This window comes from Acidobacteriota bacterium (genome assembly GCA_016196065.1).
GTDB lineage: Bacteria > Acidobacteriota > Terriglobia > Terriglobales > Acidobacteriaceae > Acidiflorens.
Genome location: JACPYL010000012.1, coordinates 692,445 through 710,329, shown reverse-complemented (window position 1 = coordinate 710,329; position 17,885 = coordinate 692,445). Strand labels below are relative to the sequence as shown.

16 protein-coding genes are annotated in these 17,885 nt (G+C 57.5%); 9 read left to right on the top strand and 7 right to left on the bottom strand.

Features of this window, described 5'->3' with window-relative positions; all coding sequences use genetic code 11:
- The 4 genes from HY010_15315 to HY010_15300 form a co-directional block, all read right to left on the bottom strand.
- On the bottom strand, positions 1-1,344 hold the full coding sequence (locus tag HY010_15315; protein MBI3477101.1) for a 3-carboxy-cis,cis-muconate cycloisomerase: 1,344 nt from the start codon (positions 1,342-1,344) through the stop codon (positions 1-3).
- Between the two features lie 10 nt (positions 1,345-1,354).
- A complete protein-coding gene (pcaG, locus tag HY010_15310) occupies positions 1,355-1,927 on the bottom strand; it encodes a protocatechuate 3,4-dioxygenase subunit alpha (GenBank protein ID MBI3477100.1) in 573 nt (190 codons plus the stop codon).
- Positions 1,928-2,632 (bottom strand): protocatechuate 3,4-dioxygenase subunit beta, encoded by a 705-nt coding sequence (gene pcaH, locus HY010_15305; protein MBI3477099.1) that lies wholly within the window; start codon positions 2,630-2,632, stop codon positions 1,928-1,930. It lies immediately after the preceding gene.
- 69 nt (positions 2,633-2,701) lie between these two features.
- Positions 2,702-3,142, bottom strand: coding sequence for a cytochrome c (locus HY010_15300; GenBank protein ID MBI3477098.1), 441 nt, complete (start codon positions 3,140-3,142; stop codon positions 2,702-2,704).
- 110 nt (positions 3,143-3,252) lie between these two features.
- Between HY010_15300 and hemE the strand changes: the two genes are divergently transcribed.
- The 7 genes from hemE to HY010_15265 all read left to right on the top strand — a co-directional run bounded on the left by hemE (position 3,253) and on the right by HY010_15265 (position 11,995).
- The gene (hemE, locus tag HY010_15295; protein ID MBI3477097.1) at positions 3,253-4,296 is read left to right on the top strand and encodes a uroporphyrinogen decarboxylase; all 1,044 of its coding nucleotides are present in this window, start codon (positions 3,253-3,255) and stop codon (positions 4,294-4,296) included.
- On the top strand, positions 4,293-5,279 hold the full coding sequence (gene hemH, locus HY010_15290; protein ID MBI3477096.1) for a ferrochelatase: 987 nt from the start codon (positions 4,293-4,295) through the stop codon (positions 5,277-5,279). Before hemE ends, hemH begins: the two co-directional genes overlap by 4 nt.
- A 90-nt stretch (positions 5,280-5,369) precedes the next feature.
- Positions 5,370-6,806 (top strand): protoporphyrinogen oxidase, encoded by a 1,437-nt coding sequence (gene hemG / locus HY010_15285; protein MBI3477095.1) that lies wholly within the window; start codon positions 5,370-5,372, stop codon positions 6,804-6,806.
- A 293-nt stretch (positions 6,807-7,099) separates the two neighbouring features.
- Entirely contained in the window at positions 7,100-7,612 is a 513-nt protein-coding gene (locus HY010_15280) for an outer membrane beta-barrel protein (GenBank protein ID MBI3477094.1), read from the top strand.
- A gap of 138 nt (positions 7,613-7,750) precedes the next feature.
- Positions 7,751-9,043: an amidohydrolase gene (locus tag HY010_15275; GenBank protein MBI3477093.1), complete on the top strand. Its 1,293-nt coding sequence runs from the start codon at positions 7,751-7,753 to the stop codon at positions 9,041-9,043.
- Positions 9,044-9,189: 146 nt separating this feature from the next.
- On the top strand, positions 9,190-10,110 hold the full coding sequence (locus HY010_15270) for an EamA family transporter (protein MBI3477092.1): 921 nt from the start codon (positions 9,190-9,192) through the stop codon (positions 10,108-10,110).
- A 154-nt stretch (positions 10,111-10,264) separates the two neighbouring features.
- The gene (locus tag HY010_15265; GenBank protein MBI3477091.1) at positions 10,265-11,995 is read left to right on the top strand and encodes an alpha,alpha-phosphotrehalase; all 1,731 of its coding nucleotides are present in this window, start codon (positions 10,265-10,267) and stop codon (positions 11,993-11,995) included.
- A 119-nt stretch (positions 11,996-12,114) separates the two neighbouring features.
- Here HY010_15265 and HY010_15260 read toward each other — a convergent pair whose 3' ends face one another.
- A complete protein-coding gene (locus tag HY010_15260; protein ID MBI3477090.1) occupies positions 12,115-12,798 on the bottom strand; it encodes a hypothetical protein in 684 nt (227 codons plus the stop codon).
- A gap of 79 nt (positions 12,799-12,877) precedes the next feature.
- Between HY010_15260 and HY010_15255 the strand changes: the two genes are divergently transcribed.
- Positions 12,878-13,924, top strand: a complete 1,047-nt coding sequence (locus tag HY010_15255) for a response regulator (GenBank protein ID MBI3477089.1) — start codon at positions 12,878-12,880, stop codon at positions 13,922-13,924.
- Between the two features lie 97 nt (positions 13,925-14,021).
- Complete coding sequence (locus HY010_15250; GenBank protein MBI3477088.1) at positions 14,022-14,771, top strand: glycosyltransferase family 2 protein; 750 nt, start codon at positions 14,022-14,024, stop codon at positions 14,769-14,771.
- Positions 14,772-15,176: 405 nt separating this feature from the next.
- Here the strand turns inward: HY010_15250 and leuB are convergent, their stop codons facing one another.
- Positions 15,177-16,295 carry a 3-isopropylmalate dehydrogenase gene (gene leuB / locus HY010_15245; GenBank protein ID MBI3477087.1) on the bottom strand — a complete coding sequence of 373 codons (1,119 nt, stop codon included), beginning with the start codon at positions 16,293-16,295 and terminating at the stop codon, positions 15,177-15,179.
- A 192-nt stretch (positions 16,296-16,487) separates the two neighbouring features.
- Complete coding sequence (locus tag HY010_15240) at positions 16,488-17,831, bottom strand: 2-isopropylmalate synthase (GenBank protein MBI3477086.1); 1,344 nt, start codon at positions 17,829-17,831, stop codon at positions 16,488-16,490.
- Positions 17,832-17,885: the final 54 nt, after the last annotated feature.

The window sequence follows — 17,885 nt, the reverse complement described above, 5'->3', positions numbered from 1 at the left end:
CTATTTACTAAAACTCGTATCGGCGATCACGCGATCGACAAATTGCTCGGCAGAGCCCAGATAGGATTCGGGCGCAAATAGGCGGTCCAAGTCTGATGCCGTCAAATTCTCCGTAACGGATTTCGACTGTGCCAGAACCTCGCGCAGATGCTTCCCCGATTCGCGCGCCTGATTGCTGGCCGTTTCGACCAAAGAATGCGCGGCGGATTTGCCCATGTGGCGCCCGAGTGCCGTCGCAACACCTTCGGCATAAATCAGGCCATGCGTTGCATCGAGGTTTCTTCGCATTCGATCCGCATCGATCGCAAGGCGGGGAACAATCGACGCCATCTGGTGAAGTGCGCCACCAGCTAATCGAAATATCTGTGGGAGCGTTTCCCACTCTGCATGCCAGTTCCCGAGGCCGCGTTCATCCTCTTGCACCATTGCGCTCAACATGGTGCTGACTAATGCCGGCACTCGTGTCGCTGCCGACAGCACGATTCCTGCGCCTACTGGATTTCGTTTGTGCGGCAGGGTCGAAGAACCGCCGCGCCCTTCCGCGGAGGGTTCGGAAATTTCGGCAATCTCAGTCTGCATGTGCAGAGAAATGTCGCGAGCGATCTTGCCCAGGGTTCCGACGCACAGCCCCAACGTGGTTGCTCCTTCCGCAACCCGGTCGCGATGCGCATGCCAGGGCGTGACCGGCAAGTCCAGGTGAAGTTCATTCGCCAACGCCTGTGCAACTTGCAATCCTTTGTCCTGCAATGCAGCCAGATTTCCAACTGCACCTCCAAATTGCAGGACCAGCGCGCGCTTTCGCGTTTCGGCGAGACGTTCGCGGTGGCGATTCAACGCGTCCAGCCAACCTGCGACCTTCGCTCCGAAAGTTGTAGGAAGCGCGTGCTGCATGAGAGTGCGGCCAGCGATCGGCGTCGAACGATGTTTCTGTGCCAACTGAACCAGGCTGCTGCGCAGTGAATTCAGATCGGCATCGAGTAGTTCGAAGGCCTGTCGCATCTGCAGAACCAGCCCAGTGTCATTAGCATCCTGGCTGGTCGCGCCCCAGTGGACGAACCGGGCGGCATCCGCATCATCTTTCGCCACCAGCGCGGTAAGCTGCTTGACCAATGGAATGGCAGGGTTCAGAGAAAGTGCCGTCGCGTTCGCCAACGCATCCAAGTCGAGCAAACTCGCCTTGCATTTTGCCGTGATGGCCTGCGCCGCAGCGACAGGCATCATGCCGCAGCGAGCTTCGGCCATGGCAAGTGCGGCTTCGAAATCGAGCATGCGCTGCAGGCGGACGCCGTCAGAGAAGACGTCGTCCATCGCAGCCGAACCGAAGAGTGGATCGAGCAAGGTCATCGGGGCGAGATCACAATCCCACGTCGAAGAATACCGTTTCGTGGGCTCCTTGCAAAACGACATTCCATTCGAGAACGCCAGCGCCGCCAGCTGTGGCATGCGCGACCAGTGTCATGCGGCGCGTGGGATCCACCAGATGCAAGATCGGATCCACCGCAGTTCGCGCATCGGGAAAGTACATCCGTGTCACTAGTCGCTTCAGCAGTCCACGCATAAAGATCGAGATCACCAGATGCGGAGCCTGTTCCACCCCATTCGGTCCGGGCACGGAGCCGGGCTTGATGGTAGCGAACCGAAATACGCCGTCTTGATCCGTTGGCACGCGCCCAAAGCCCGTGAAGCCGTTTTCCAAGGGCTTGTCCTGTGCGTCTTCGCGATGCGCGTATTTACCATGACTGTTCGCCTGCCAGATCTCCAACACAGCATCGGGAACGGGAAGGCCATCTCCGTCCAGCACTCGGCCTTGAACGGTCACACGCTCGCCGGGAACAGCAGCGGCAGCCAGATTGTTCTGGTCGAGCCATTGCATGCCGATCTTGAAATAGGGGCCGACTGTCTGCGATGTTGTCGTTTGAAGACGCAATTATTTCTCCATCGGGGTGGCATCGCGTCCCCGCAACACAATATCGAACCGGTATCCGAGCGCTTGCAGTGGCATGGTCGTCTCCCAGTCAAAGGTCGAGATCAGGCGGTTGCGTGCAGCTTCATCGGCAGTGCAATTGAAAATGGGATCAAACGGCAGCAGGGGATCTCCCGGAAAAAACATTTGCGTAACCAGCCGCGTGGCGAACGCCGGGCCAAAGAGCGAAAAATGTATATGGGCTGGACGCCACGCATTGTGATGGTTGCGCCACGGATACTCTCCCGGACGAATCGTGACGAAGCGGTACCGGCCTTCGGAATCGGTAACGACTTGCCCACATCCGGTGAAGTTTGGATCAAGCGGAGCGTCATGCTGATCCGCTTCATGCAGATAGCGTCCGGCGGAGTTCGCCTGCCAGATTTCTACCAGCGTGTTCGACTGCGAACGGCCGTCCTCATCCAACACTCGCCCACTGATAACGATCCTTTCCCCGAGTGGTTCTCCATGATGTTGGCGGGTCAGATCGTGGGCTGCCGGCGAAACTAATCCCGCATCAAATGACGGCCCCGTGATCTCTGAGAGCGTGTAAGGAATCTTGACCTGCGGCTGCGTTGGCGACCGCTTGATCGACGACACGTATGCCGGATGGAGATGATCGGGCTGGGTTCCAGGATCAGGCGGCCGGTAACCGGCGACAAATTTCATGACGATGGACGTGAGGAAGCAAAGCGAATGTATGCAAGCAGCCGCGGAGTGTCAAGCAGTCGCTTGTGCCTACTTCTGCTGCAATGACTCCACATATTTCGTGATTGCTTCCAAGCGTACCTCGCCCAAATCCTGATCTGATTCCACTTCGTGAAAGATCGGACCCCAGATCGGCATTTCACGATCACCATGCGCAACTGGCCCGGCATCTTTCCCTTCGATCAATTTCTTCACACGTTCCGCGGGGAATGCGCCTTTGTTGCGTTGTGAAATACGCGTCAGATCGGGCGCTCCATGCTTCAAAGCCACCGCCGCTGGCCCGTGGCCGCGCGCGTCCGCTCCGTGACAAGAAGCGCAGTACTGACGAAAAATTTCCGCGCCTTCAAACGGATTGTGGGCCGAGGACGAGGCCGGTTTCACCTGCCCCTGGCGCGCCTGGAGCAGTGTGGCGGATATCGCTAACAAAACCAGAAACAACGCTAGGGTCTTCCCGCGTTCGCTGGATGTCATGAGTCTTCCTTATCCTGCCAGCCATTGTCGCTGAGCGCAGGGCGAAGACGCAATGCCGGCTACCGCGAAAGCAAGCTGTCCATGCCCTGAAAATGCTACATTGGAAGGTCATGTCGGCCCCCAATTCCCTCTTTGTACGAACTGCGAAAGCGCAAACCACCGAGCGCACGCCGGTCTGGTTCATGCGCCAGGCGGGGCGTTACATGCCCGAGTACCGGGCGATCCGCAAGAACTACTCCCTGATTGAGATCTGCAAGAAACCAGAGATCGCTGCCCAGGTGACCATCGAAGCCGCAGAGATCCTGCAAGTCGACGCAGCGATTATTTTTGCGGACCTGCTCCTGCCACTCGAGGTCATGGGCCTGCCGTTTCACTTCTCTGCCGGCGAAGGACCGAAGATCGAAAAGCCGATTCGCACGCCGCAGGATATTGCCGCTCTGCGCACTGATCAGGCCTCCGATCTCGGATACGTTTCGGAAGCCGTCAAATTAGTCTGCAAACACTTTGGCAACAATCTGCCCGTCATCGGATTTTGCGGAGCACCTTTTACGCTCGCCAGCTACATGATCGAAGGGGGCGGCTCGCGGAACTACGTGTTCACCAAAAAGTTGATGTATTCCGCGCCGGACGCGTGGTCTGAACTGATGGGCAAACTGGTTTCGGTAACCGCTGAGTATTCCGCGGAGCAAGTACGCGCGGGTGCGGACACGATTCAGATATTCGACAGCTGGGTTGGATGCTTGAGCGTCGAAGATTATCGCCGCTACGCTCTACCGCACGTCACCGACCTGGTGAAGCGGCTCCAAAAGACTGGCGTGCCTATCATTTACTTCGGCACGGATAGCGCGACTCTTCTCCCGTCGATGAAAGAGAGCGGCGCGGAGGTGATCGGCGTGGATTGGCGTACTCCGATCGACGCGGGATGGCAGAGCCTGGGCTATCGCGGCGCAGTGCAGGGCAATCTCGATCCTGTCCTTTTGTTTGCGGATTGGAAATTCCTCAAATCGCGCGCAGAGGAAATTCTCCACGCGGCCGCCGGACGGCCCGGACATATCTTCAACCTGGGTCACGGAATTCTGCCGGAAACTCCGGTCGAGAATGTGAAGTCGCTGTGCGATTTCGTACGTGATCATTCTGCGGAGTTCAAGAAATGAAACACGCCGACTGCGCACTCGGTCGCGGCGACCGATGCTACTGCGCAAATCGCGTCAGTTCATTCCCAGGCCCAGCGTCGAGGACTGCTGTCCTGTTGCTGGCGCACGGTACTCCCGAAAATCCCGGCCAGATCCCTGAATACTTACGCTACGTCACCGGCGGACGCCCTCTGCCGGCTCAGGTGATCGAAGAAATTCGCCACCGTTATTCCTTGATCGGATTTTCACCGCTCGCCTGCTGGACTCTACTGCAGGCGGATCAACTATCGCACGCTCTGCAGATGCCCGTGTTTGCAGGCATGAGAAATTGGCAGCCCTTCATTGCCGACACAGTGAAAGCCATTGCGGATGAGGGTTTCGAGCGCGTCATCGCGGTCTGTCTCGCGCCGCAGAATTCGCGCACCAGCGTGGGACTCTATCGCAGCGCCGTGCTGGGCGAACGTAAACTGCCCTTCACATTGGATTTTGTCGAAGAGTGGCACGATCAACCTCTGCTCGCAAAGGCGTTCGCGGAAAAACTGCGGACCGGTCACGAGAAAGCAAGTGCCGAGTACGGCGGCAGGCTGCCGATCATCTTCACCGCGCACAGCGTGCCCCAGCGCACGATTACCGATGGCGATCTCTATGAGGCGCAGTCGAAAGAGACGGCCGCGTTCGTCGCGAAAGAAGCGGGCTTGTCTGCCGGTGACTGGACTTTTGCTTTTCAGAGTCAAGGCATGTCGGGCGGCGCCTGGATTGGCCCGACGGTCGAAGAAACGATTCTTGGTCTGAAGGCGAAAGGTCATCGCGGCGTTTTCGTTCATCCCATCGGTTTTCTTTGCGATCACGTCGAAGTACTCTACGATATCGACATCTTCTTCAAAGCTTTTGCGGAGAAAGAAGGCATGCGCCTTTGGCGCGCCGAATCGCTGAATGGATCGCCAACCCTGACCGCAGCCCTGGCCGAGTTGGTAAGAAGCAGAAGAACGGCTGTTAGCCTTTAGCTCGCAGCTTTTGGCTCGTGGCTCGTAGCTCGAAGCGCTTCACCCACGCGGCACGAAGCTAGGTGCTAACTGCCAAGTACGGACTGTCAAATGCCCAAACGTATTGCCATCATCGGCGGCGGAATCTCCGGGCTAGCGGCCGCGTACGCGCTTGAGGAGAGGCGCATGCGGGGAGTGTCGGTGGAATACGTTCTCTTCGAGGCCGGCCGGCGGCTGGGCGGCGTGCTTGTCACCGACCGCGTCCAGGATTGCTTGGTGGAAGCGGGAGCGGATTCGTTTCTCACCGAAAAGCCCTGGGCGATTGAACTCTGCAAGAAACTCGATCTCGGCGATCAACTTATCGGCTCCAACGATTCCGAGCGCAAGACGTACATCATTGTAAAAAACAAATTAGTCGTGATGCCCGACGGCTTGATGTTCATGGTCCCGACGAAGATCATGCCGACCGTGCTGTCTCCGCTATTTTCGCTGCGCACTAAGATCCGCATGGCGGCAGAGTGGTTTCATCCGCCGCGTACTGCATCCGAAGACGAAACCGTAGCCGAATTGGTAGCGCGCCACTATGGCCCTGAAATGGTCGATCGCCTTGCCGACCCGCTGCTTTCGGGCGTGTACGGTGGCGAAGCATCACAATTAAGTGTTCGAGCCGTACTCGCGCGCTTCGCTGACATGGAAGCAAAACATGGCAGCCTGGGACGGGCCATGCTCGCCGCGCGAAAAAAAATGGCCAGCGGTCCCTCCCGTCCGGCTCCTCCACTTTTCACTTCGCTAAAGCTTGGGATGCAGCAAATGGTGGACGCTCTTGTCGCCCGCCTTGATCCGGGCGCACTGCGTCTCTGTACGAAAGTTGAAAGTGTGATGGCCGAAAATAGCGGCTTCACCGTCTCCGCCGGCTACCATAGCGATCACTTCGATGCCGTCATCGTCGCCACTCCGGCGCCCGCGGCCGCGAACTTGCTGCGCTTTACTCAGGAAAAACTGGCGTCCGAACTGGCCGGAATCCGCTACAGTTCGTCCGTGACGGTCACACTCGGATACGACGAGAAAGTTCGAGCGGCACTGCCACCCGGATTCGGTTTTCTGGTTCCGCGCAGTGAAGGCCGGCGCATGCTCGCGGCAACGTTCGTCCACAACAAATTCCCTCACCGCGCACCCGAAAATCGCGCCATTGTCCGCTGCTTTCTGGGCGGAGCTCGTGACGAAAAAGTCCTCGACAGCAAAGATGACGAGATCCTTCGGATCGTTCGCAAGGAATTACAGGAAATCGTCGGGATCAGCGCCGAACCTCTCTTCGCGCGCGTCTACAAGTGGCGCAGTGCCATGGCGCAGTATGAAGTGGGACATCTGGAACGCATTCAGCGAATTCAGGCCCATTGCGAAAACGTCCCCGGACTCGTCCTAGCCGGCAACGCATTCAGCGGGATCGGCGTACCCGATTGCGTGCGCTCGGGCACGCAAGCCGCCGACCAATTGTCCAGTGTGTTCGGCTTGGGCTCAGCCGACGCCATTCGGCCCACCGGTTCGTGAGGTCTTCGCACCAGCAATGCTTTTCCTGGTCGAAGTGACGTCCCACAACTAGAGCGAACCTGAACTCGCACCATGATTTGCGCGGACGCACCGTCTGCTTCAGAGTCCTTCTCGAAACCGCACACGACTCGGTGACGTACTTCACTGAAATAGCAGCCGATTCCTGTTCGCATGAAATTGGTGCATCTCACCTTCCCCCGAAGTGTAGTTTCCGCCCGGGGCGACGCACACCCCGAGCTGGCATTTGTTTCCGACAATCAACCTATGCACAAATACAGTTAAGGAGGATCGTCATGCGTTTCTTATGCCTTACCATTCTGTGTCTGGCGGTCGTGGTGACGCCGGTAATGGCGCAGGATTATCCGAAGGCTGAAATTTTCGGCGGCTATCAGTTCACCCACGCTGAGGGAGAAAACTTGAACGGCTGGAACGCGTCGCTCACTGGCAATGTCAATAAGTGGTTCGGTGTAGCTGGCGATTTCAGCGGCGCTTATAAAACAATCAGCGGTGTCAACGTCAAGAACTACACCTTTACGTTCGGCCCGGTATTCACCGCGCGCCAGAACGAGCGCATCACTCCGTTTGCGCATGTTTTGGTAGGCGGGTTCCATGTCTCCGGTAGCGGATTCGGCCTCAGTGCTGCCACCTCCGGATTCGCAATATTCGCCGGCGGCGGCATCGATGCGAAGATCAACGACCGCTGGGGCTATCGTCTGGCCCAAGTGGATTGGGAAGGGCTGCACGCGGAAGGTTCGTGGTCCAAGAAGAACGTGCGCGTCTCGTCCGGCATTCTGATCCGCTTCTGATCCCGGAACACTCACGGTAGTTGAAAGCGAAGCCGCCCGATCTCTGGGCGGCTTTTTGATCGGATCGCGCTCTTTCTCAAATCGAGGGCCGCAAACACTTTGCATGATCGGCATCAGCCGGATATCATCCCGGTGACTATGCAAACAGCGAAGCTCTTTCTCCTCCTCTCTCTGGCAGTACCGGTCGCAGCGCAAAATGTAGCGACTCCCAAAGAAGTCGACGCCGTTTATCCCGCGGCTCATGACCTTTACGTCGACCTTCATCAGAATCCCGAACTCTCGACTCATGAGACGCAGACCGCATCCAAGGTTGCCGAACGCTTGCGGACTCTTGGCTACGACGTTACCGAGCACGTCGGCGGCACTGGAGTGGTCGCGATCCTGAAGAACGGGGCCGGGCCTGTGATCATGCTTCGCACGGAACTTGACGCTCTTCCGGTTGAAGAGAAAACCGGGCTTCCCTTCGCGAGTAAGGTACATGCCAAGGACGACGGCGGACGCGACGTCCCCGTCATGCATGCCTGCGGCCACGATTTGCACATGGCGTCCTTCGTTGGAACGGCCGCCATCATGGCGCACAGCCAGGAAAGTTGGCACGGCACGCTCATGCTGATTGGCCAGCCCGCTGAGGAAACGGTTGGCGGCGCTGCCAACATGATCAAAGATGGCTTGTTCACGCGCTTCCCCAAGCCGTCCGTCGGTATCGCTCTCCACGTCGGCAACAATCTTCCTGCCGGGCAAATCGGGATCACGCCCGGCGTCTACAACACCAGTTCCAATTCCGTCCGCATCACGATCTACGGCAAAGGCGGGCACGGGTCGATGCCACATACGACGATTGACCCCATCGTGATCGCGGCGCGCACGATTCTCGCGTTGCAGACGATCGTTTCCCGCGAAGTAAAGCCGGGCGCTACGGCTGTAGTCTCAGTCGGGTATATCCGCGCAGGCACCAAGAACAACATCATCCCCGATCAGGCTGAATTCGGCATCACCGTTCGCACTCGCAACGCGGACGTGCGGAAGCAGATACTCGCGGCCATCGAACGAATCACCAAGGCCGAAGCGGCCGCTGGCGGAGCGCAAAAGGAGCCGCTGGTGGAGATGATCGAAGGCACTGACGCGGTGTACAACGATCCCGCGCTTGCCGAGCGCTTGCGCGCGCCCCTCGAAGCTGCGCTTGGCAAAGAGAATGTGATCACCACCGAGCCAATCATGCCCTCCGAGGACTACTCCGTATTCGTTCTGGCGGGCGTGCCCTCTCTCTACTTCAGCCTGGGCGGCGCGGATCCGCAGAAATACGCCGAGACCAAGGGCGTCGAAGGAGGATTGCCCTCCAACCACTCTCCGTTTTTTGCGCCGGACGCCGAGCCGGCGATACGAGCCGGTATCAAGGCAGAAGTGGCAGCGTTGCGTAATCTGCTTCACTAATCTTCGCAATGAATCGACGAACCGGTGAGTAGGGATGCGGCAAGCCGCGTCTCTACGACTGATTCCTGGTGGCGCTGAAAAATCACGGCGCTCTGCTATCCTGATTCTCCCCTGTTCCCATGACCTCAACGCAACCAAGTCGCTGGATGATTGTCCTTGCCTTCGGCTTGGTCTATGTCTTCTGGGGATCGACCTATCTCGGCATCGGCATTGCGGTGGAACATATTCCACCTGCCCTGATGTGCGCGACGCGGTTTACGATTGCCGGCGTCGTGATGCTCGCATGGTGCGCGCTCACCGGACGCCGCGTCCTCCATTCTCCGAGCCAACTATTTCACATGGCCGTGGTCGGCCTATTGCTCTTGATGGGCGGCAATCTCACGCTTTCCTATGCGGAGCGTGTGGTTCCGACCGGCCTTTCGGCTCTCCTGATTGCGGTGACCCCGCTCTGGTTTATGGTGCTCGACAGCCTGCTGCTTGGGGATCACCACATCTCGCCGCGCGGCAAAGCTGGATTGGTGTTGGGGATTGCGGGGATTGTGGTGCTGATTTGGCCTGAACTACGCACTCCCGCTTCCATCGGACGCCGCGAACTATGGTGGTCGTTCGCCCTGCTTGCTGGGTCGTTCAGTTGGGCGTTGGGCTCCGTGCTCTCGAAAAAATGGCAGAGCGCTGATCCTTTCAGCGCGACAGCCTGGCAGGTGACGTTCGCAGGTATCGGTAACTTCATTTTTGCGATGTTGTTTGAAAGAACTTCTGACGCGACCTGGAACGCACGCGGCATCGGTGCAATGCTCTATCTGGTGGTGTGCGGTTCCTGGATCGGCTACACATCCTACATCTGGCTGCTGCAGCACGTCCCGACGTCCAAAGTAGCGACCTATGCTTACGTGAATCCCGTGGTTGCGGTTTTTCTGGGATGGCTCGTGTTACACGAGCGCATCGATCATTTCATTCTGCTCGGAACCGCAATCGTCGTGACCTCCGTTGTGCTTGTTACGAGCGCAAAAATCAAGACTCGCACCGTCGCGGACGAACTTCCTCCTGTAGAAGCTGCCGGCGACTAAGAACGAACCGTCGTTAGAGTTGTACGCCGTGGGGCTCCACCGGGCGATAGAATGTGCTCACATACATTCATAACCGTTCGCGCAGGAGGAATCCGTGCATTGTTCCCGAATCTCGTTCGCCCTAACCTTCTTTCTTATACTCGTACCGTTCTCGATCTATTCACCCGCTCAAACTAAGCCAAACTCTCCGGAGCACGCATCGATCAACAACTATCAGCCCCGCTGGTGGAAAGAAGCGGTGGTCTACCAGGTCTATCCACGCTCGTTCAAGGATTCGAACGGCGATGGCATCGGCGATCTCAAAGGCATCACATCAGAGCTTGATTACATTCAAGGGCTCGGCGTCAACGTAATCTGGCTCAGTCCGCACTACGATTCCCCTAACGCTGACAACGGTTATGACATTCGCGACTATCGCAAAGTCATGACTGAATTCGGCACGATGGCAGATTTCGATGAACTGCTGCGGGCGGTCAAACAGCGGCATATGCGACTCGTGCTCGACCTGGTCGTGAACCACACCAGCGACGAGCATCGCTGGTTCGTCGAGAGCCGAAAATCGAAAGACAGTCCATATCGCAACTACTACATCTGGCGGCCCGGTAAGAACGGCAAGGAGCCGAATAACTGGACATCATTCTTTTCCGGCTCAGCCTGGAAGCTGGATCCCGCAACCGGCGAATACTATCTGCACCTGTTTGCGGAAAAACAGCCTGACCTCAACTGGGACAATCCCAAGGTCCGCCACGAAGTGTATGACTTGATGAAATTCTGGCTCGACAAAGGTGTCGATGGCTTTCGCATGGACGTCATTCCATTCGTCTCGAAAGACCAGAAGTTCCCCGATTTCCCCGCTAACTTCGATGGCCACGCCGAATACATCTACGCGGCCGGACCGCACATGCATGAGTACCTGCAGGAAATGAATCGCGAAGTGCTGTCGAAGTATGACGTCATGACCGTGGGCGAAGCGTTTGGCACGACGTTGCAGCAAACCCCGCTCTTAGTCGATGACCGTCGCCACGAACTGAACATGATCTTCAACTTCGACGCGGTCAGAATTGATCAGGAGAACGGAGTCTCGAAAAACTGGACTTTGCCCGAACTCAAGTCCATCTTCACTCGCCAGGACACCGCGCTCGACGCCCATTGCTGGAACACTGTCTTCCTGTCCAATCATGACAACCCGCGCATCGTCTCTTCATTTGGAGATGACTCGCCCGCCCATCGCGTGCCGTCTGCGAAGTTAGTGGCGACCATGATCCTCACTTTGAAAGGCACTCCGTTTGTCTATGAAGGAGATGAGTTGGGGATGACCAACTACCCTTTCAAAGGCATTGAAGACTTCGACGACATCGCCGTGAAAAATGCCTGGAAGGATTATGTGCTCGGACACAAAGTCAGCGCCGGAGACTTCCTCGCGAACATGCGCAAGACCAGCCGCGACAATGCCCGCACACCCATGCAGTGGGACGCCGCGCCGAACGCCGGGTTCACCGCCGCCGCGAAGCCGTGGCTAGCCTTGAATCCGAACTACACGGAAATCAATGCCAAGTCGGCGCTCGCCGATCGCGACTCCATCTATCACTACTACCGCAGCATGATCGACCTTCGCCGAAAAACTCCCGCCCTCCTCTACGGAGATTACAAAGATCTCGACCCAGCAAATTCGCACATTTTTTCGTACACGCGGACCGCAGGCAAAGATGGGTACCTGGTCGTGCTGAATTTCTCGAAAGAAGAAATCGCATACACAGTTCCAGGCGGGATTACCGCCGGCGAACTGCAACTTTCGAACCTAGGCAAGGCGGAAGAACAGACAGGCCAACTCCATCTGAAGGCCTGGGAGGCTCGAGTTTACAAAGTCGCGAGTGGCAGCAAGTAACGAACTCACACTCAGAATTGTCATCCTGACCCCGAGCGAAGCCGAGGGGGAAGGATCTGATTCCCTGTCATGCACCGAGGAAGCCGGCCATGCGGCGAAGATGACCGTTCCTCCTCTGACTATTCCTCGCCCTCCTCATCCGGTTCGCTGACGATATCCACGACCCGTCCGCGAATGGAAAACATCAGTTTTTGCGTGTCGTCGGGCTCGAAGGTTACCCGTGCAGGTGCGCGCTCCCACTTCGGTGCAGGACATTCCGAATCGGGCTCGTCATCGCCGTCCGGTTCGCCCAACACTTTTTTCAGGACCGGTTTCCGGCGGCCGACCTGCATCACCATCGCGGTCAGTTTCTTTCCATCTTCCGATACGCCACAATACGCGATGTAGTCGCGATACCAGCTCGCCGTGGAGTAGAACGGATCGAACTCCGGCAGAGTTAATTGCGAAACTTTCCCACTCGCCCGATCCACCAGCAGCCATCCCCCACGCTGCCATTGCCAGCGCGCGACAGTGTCTTCGGGCAACGCATCGTTCACGCGAAATACGCGGCGCACGCCAAACAGCCGGTCTGTTAAATCGTGAGCAGTGCCGGTGGTGTATTCCTTCAATCGTGTATCAACAAATAAGGGACGGACTTTCAAGTCCAGCAATTTCTTGCCGGAAGCATCGGGCCATTTCACTGCGATCCACTTGCCAAACGTGATCACGTGGGCCTTGGGAAGCGCGCGACTCTCGCTAACCGCGACTCCAAGGACGATGGTCAGCAACACAAGTGTTTTCTGCATGGTGGGCCAGCGTGGCATAGTCCGGCGGAAGCCTGCTATGACGAATGAACATCGAAAATGTTCGGTTTCCCTCGAATGATCTACACTACTTAAAGCTATGAATCCTCGGCCCGGGCATCGCCGGACAACTATTTCTGCCGCGACTAGCTCTTATCAGAGTATGGGGGACGTGCTTACAAGCCGGCGAAGGTCATCCATCCTGGTGGTGGACGACAATCCGCAAATCGCGTCGGTCTTAAGTGAACTCCTCGCAACTCGCGGCTATCGCATTGTTGTGGCGCATGATGCCGCCGCGGCCGAAGTGGAAATTCGTCGCGATCCTCCCGACCTGATCTTGCTCGACGTTATCATGCCCGGAAAAACTGGCTACGAACTGTGCCGTGAACTGAAAGGCGACCCGCTCACCCGCCTCATTCCAATTGTCATGATTACCGGTTTGAGCGCTCGCGAAGATCGCCTCCAAGGTATCGAGGCCGGCGCTGACGATTTTCTCAGCAAGCCGATCTGTCCGGAAGAGCTCTTTGCGCGCGTAAGTTCGCTACTGAAACTGAAAGAATTTACCGACGAACTGGAGACTGCCGAGTCGGTGATCTGCTCCCTCGGCCTGAGCGTCGAATCGCGCGATCCCTATACCGAAGGACATTGTGAACGTCTGGCCCAGAATGCCTCCGAAATGGGCCGGCACCTCCAATTAGACGAAGACAGCATCGTCGCGTTGCGGCGCGGCGGATTCCTGCATGATCTCGGCAAGATTGCGGTGCCCGATGAAATTCTGAAAAAAGGCAGTAATCTTACTCCCGCCGAATGGGAGATCATGAAGAAGCATCCCGTCACCGGCGAAACGATTTGCCGCCCGCTGAAGTCCCTGCGCCTGGTGCTGCCGATTATCCGCAGCCATCACGAACATTCCGACGGCAGCGGTTATCCCGATGGACTGCGTCACGATGAAATCCCGCTGCTGCCGCGCATCCTGCAGGTCGTCGACGTCTACGATGCGTTGCGAACCGCACGCCCGTACAAGCCCGCACTCACACACGAACAGGCCGCCATCACCATGCACGAAGAATCTCGGGCCGGCCTGTGGGACCACGAACTGGTCGCCGAATTTTTCCGTATGCTAGATCAGCGCAGCCAGGTGGCGTAGTACAGTTGTCCGTTCCCGGTTCTCGGAAACGGCCTTCTAGTTGTTCGATGGGAACCGAAGACCAGAAACAAGAAACCGGCAACTAAGAAACTGTTCCATGACTTACAGCGTCGTCATCCCCGCGTACAACGAAAGCAACCGGATTCGTCCCACGCTTGACGAAATCCTACGCTACGTCGAAGAACACAAATGGGATGTCGAGATTCTGGTCGTTGACGACGGATCGCGCGATGACACGGCCGAAATCGTTCGCGAATATAGCCGCTCCCATTCTCAAGTCCAGTTGGTGCGAAATCCGGGAAACCGCGGAAAAGGTTTCAGCGTGCGCAGCGGCATGATGCACGCTCGCGGCGAGATATGTTTGTTCACCGATGCCGACTTGTCCTCTCCCATTGAAGAGGCGGAAAAGCTATTCACGGCTATCCGGAATGGAGCCGACATCGCGATTGGATCCCGCTGGCTTCGCGCAGAACTGCAAACCGAGCGTCAGCCTCTTTACCGGCAGCTCTTCGGGCGAATCTTTAACCTGCTGCTCCGACTGGCTCTGGGATTGCATTTCATGGACACACAATGCGGCTTTAAAGCGTTTCGCCGCGACGCCGCACAACAGATTCTCCCGATGCAGAAGATCGAACGCTGGGGATTTGATCCCGAAATTCTTTTCCTGGCCCGCCGCCGGAAGCTCCGCACCGTTGAGGTTCCGGTGGTCTGGGCGCACAGCGAAGGCACGCGCCTGCATCCATTTCGCGACGGCATCCGGATGTTTGGGGATGTAATGCGGATTCGTTGGAATTCTCTAACGGGGGCCTACAGCAGCACGCCGGTGGCTTCTCCCGAAAGGTTATAACGATGCGGCGGCAGCTCGCGCCCTCACCGGAAGTAAAACGACACGAGCACCAACTTCAGTATCCGTTACGAGCGTGAATTTCGTCCCACACGCTTCACACAACCAGAAGAACTCAACTCTTTTTGGCGGTTTCGGAGCGTCCCACCCCGTTTCCATTGGTCCGCTCGGCGTGTCGAAGCGAAAGAGTTTCCCACTATGCAGATAGCGAAACGAGGCAGAACAGAGCGGGTTGGAGCACTTCGAAACCATCGGGCGACTCGGAATCTATAGTCCGATGGTACGACTAATGTTCGTCGTCGGCTGTGTGAAAAACCACACGGAGGTCCATGGCCGAACTCCAGTTGGAGTTCTTCTATCCGCAAACTTCTTCAGTAACTGGGAATGACCTGTTGGACAGGTTGCAAATCACGCGGACGCAGACACATCCTGGTACGAGCCATTCGTCTTGGCAGCTGCCCTCACAAAACTCGCAATCTGCGAACCCATTTCTTCGGTAGTAACGGTGCGTTCTCCGTTACGCGCCAAGTCCCGCGTTCGGAGTCCCCCTTTGAGTACCGACATCACGCCGGCCTCAATGCAAGCGGCCTCCTTATGTAGCTGGAAGGTATGCCGGAACATCAGCGCAACTGACAGGATCGCGCCCAGCGGATTGGCGATGCCTTGGCCGGCAATATCCGGCGCGGATCCATGCACCGGCTCGTAGAGGCCAACCGGCCCCCCGATGCTGGCCGACGCAAGCAGGCCCAGTGATCCCACCACGCCTCCCGCTTGATCCGAGAGGATGTCGCCAAACATGTTTTCCGTAAGTACCACGTCAAATTCTGTCGGCTTCAGAACCAGGGTCATGGCCGCCGAGTCTACATACATGTGCGATAGGTGGACATCCGGAAAGTCGCGACCCACGTTCGTCACAACTTCCCGCCACAAGCGCGAACATTCCAACACATTCGCTTTGTCGACCGACAACAGGCGCTTACGACGACTCTGAGCGAGCGTAAATGCAGTGCGCGCGATTCGTTGGATCTCCCCTTCGCCATAGCTCATGGTGTTGATCGCCTGCAGGCTCCCGGGTTCGCCCGCAATGGAACGAGGCTGACCAAAATAGAGCCCGCCCAGCAATTCCCGAACGATGAGAATGTCGGTTCCTCTGACAATCTCCTCGCGCAAGGGTGAGCAGTCGCGCAATGCTGGATAGAAAACGGCTGGGCGAAGATTGGCATACGCACCCAACGCCTGCCGTAGGCGGAGCAATCCTGCCTCGGGACGAAGTTCGCGCGCGTAGTGATCAAAAGCGGGTCCTCCAACCGCTCCCAGCAACACCGCGTGGGAACGAAGACATGCCTCTACCGTGGCAGCTGGCAAGGGATCGCCCGCCGCAGTCAGAGCCGCGCCACCCACTTTCTTTTCGCTTAGTTCCAGGACGTGCCCGAAGCCACCCGCTACTTCCTTCAAGACATTAATCGCTTGCAGAGTAACTTCAGGACCGATTCCGTCGCCAGGCAGGGAAGTAACGCGCAGTTGCATGGAATCCTCAAAAATTAATGTGCAAGGATACGCCAAAAACGAATCAAGGCGTGAGAAAAACTGTCACTACTCGTAAGAGATCGCAACGAAAGGAAATAGCCGTTGCGCGAGCCAACCACAGGCCGATTTGTGGCTATGGGACCGGGTGGCCGGCAGAAGTATGGGGACGCGGGACGCCGATCAGGCTTCCCGCTACACGCCCCAGAGATAGTCTTCCTGTTCGCTGTGGTGATCGCTGAACGTCACGGGCACGGATGCCGGCCCGTTGTGATTCGGCGCAGGAGCAGGAAACGGTAACGGAGTCTCGTGAGATCCCCCGACGGCCGAAGCCGCCCGTGTAAAGGGAATCGATGCAGGCGCTGGAGGAATCCTCTTGCCCTGCGTGCAAACTTCCTGGATCAGTTCGAGCAGGTGGCTGTCCTGAACTTTCTTGATCCGGTCCGCCAAAACTACAAACTTGCGATAGACCTCATCCAGTTCCCGGCGATCGAATTGATGGCCCAGTTGTTCGCAACGCAAGGCCAGCGCATGCCGGCCCGAATGTTTGCCGAGAACCAGCCGCGAGTCCGGAACGCCCACCGAATGTGGCGTCATGATTTCGTAAGTCAGCGGATTCTTGAGCATTCCGTCCTGGTGAATGCCCGCCTCGTGCGCGAACGCATTGCGTCCCGTGATGGCTTTGTTGGGCTGGACTGCGACCCGCGTAATTTCCGCCAGCATCTGGCTCGACGGATAGATCTCTTCGCCAACCACGCCCGTCTCGAACGCATACCGGTCGGGCCGAACGCGCATCGCCATCACAATTTCTTCGAGAGATGCGTTTCCAGCACGCTCCCCAATTCCGTTGATCGTGCATTCCACTTGGCGCGCCCCTGCTTGTACGCCCGCCAGTGAATTTGCCACCGCCAATCCGAGATCGTTGTGGCAGTGCGTCGAGATCGTAACTTTATCGATCCCCGCAACTCGCTCCCGCAGGATCCGCAGCAAGCGGCCGTATTCGTCCGGCGTGGTGTAGCCGACCGTATCCGGAATGTTGACCGTCGTCGCGCCCGCAGCCACGACCGCTTCCACTACCTGGCACAGAAAATCCTGGTCCGTACGGGTCGCATCTTCCGGAGAAAATTCCACATCCGGACACAGCGACTTGGCATGCCGCACCGCTTCCCGCGCCTGCTCCAGACACTGCTCGCGCGTAATCCGCAGCTTGTATTTGAGATGAATGTCAGAGGTAGCGAGGAACACGTGAATCCGCGGATGCGCCGCTCCCTGCAACGCCTGCCATGCCCGATCGATGTCGCCCTTAACCGCGCGTGCCAGCGCCGCAATAATCGGCCGTCGTACGGAAGCGGAAATTGTCTGTACCGCTTCAAAGTCGCCGTCGGAGGCAATCGGAAAGCCCGCTTCAATGACGTCCACACCGAGGCGATCGAGTTGCTGTGCCAGGCGCAACTTCTCCTGCACGTTCATGCTGCAACCCGGTGATTGTTCGCCGTCCCGAAGTGTGGTGTCAAAAATAGTGATGCGCGGCCGATCCATGGATGCCATCCTCCTCACCTACTCCTATAGAGTAAGAATCGGCGAGGCAAAAGA

Bases quoted from the DNA above. Each gene is read 5' to 3' on its own strand.
- hemE (MBI3477097.1), top strand. From the start codon at position 3,253: ATGTCGGCCCCCAATTCCCTCTTTGTACGAACTGCGAAAGCGCAAACC.
- HY010_15275 (MBI3477093.1), top strand. From the start codon at position 7,751: ATGCAAACAGCGAAGCTCTTTCTCCTCCTCTCTCTGGCAGTACCGGTC.
- HY010_15240 (MBI3477086.1), bottom strand. From the start codon at position 17,831: ATGGATCGGCCGCGCATCACTATTTTTGACACCACACTTCGGGACGGC.
- leuB (MBI3477087.1), bottom strand. From the start codon at position 16,295: ATGCAACTGCGCGTTACTTCCCTGCCTGGCGACGGAATCGGTCCTGAA.
- HY010_15315 (MBI3477101.1), bottom strand. From the start codon at position 1,344: ATGACCTTGCTCGATCCACTCTTCGGTTCGGCTGCGATGGACGACGTC.
- hemG (MBI3477095.1), top strand. From the start codon at position 5,370: ATGCCCAAACGTATTGCCATCATCGGCGGCGGAATCTCCGGGCTAGCG.
- HY010_15250 (MBI3477088.1), top strand. From the start codon at position 14,022: ATGACTTACAGCGTCGTCATCCCCGCGTACAACGAAAGCAACCGGATT.
- HY010_15280 (MBI3477094.1), top strand. From the start codon at position 7,100: ATGCGTTTCTTATGCCTTACCATTCTGTGTCTGGCGGTCGTGGTGACG.
- hemH (MBI3477096.1), top strand. From the start codon at position 4,293: ATGAAACACGCCGACTGCGCACTCGGTCGCGGCGACCGATGCTACTGC.
- HY010_15300 (MBI3477098.1), bottom strand. From the start codon at position 3,142: ATGACATCCAGCGAACGCGGGAAGACCCTAGCGTTGTTTCTGGTTTTG.
- pcaH (MBI3477099.1), bottom strand. From the start codon at position 2,632: ATGAAATTTGTCGCCGGTTACCGGCCGCCTGATCCTGGAACCCAGCCC.
- HY010_15255 (MBI3477089.1), top strand. From the start codon at position 12,878: ATGAATCCTCGGCCCGGGCATCGCCGGACAACTATTTCTGCCGCGACT.
- HY010_15260 (MBI3477090.1), bottom strand. From the start codon at position 12,798: ATGCCACGCTGGCCCACCATGCAGAAAACACTTGTGTTGCTGACCATC.
- HY010_15270 (MBI3477092.1), top strand. From the start codon at position 9,190: ATGATTGTCCTTGCCTTCGGCTTGGTCTATGTCTTCTGGGGATCGACC.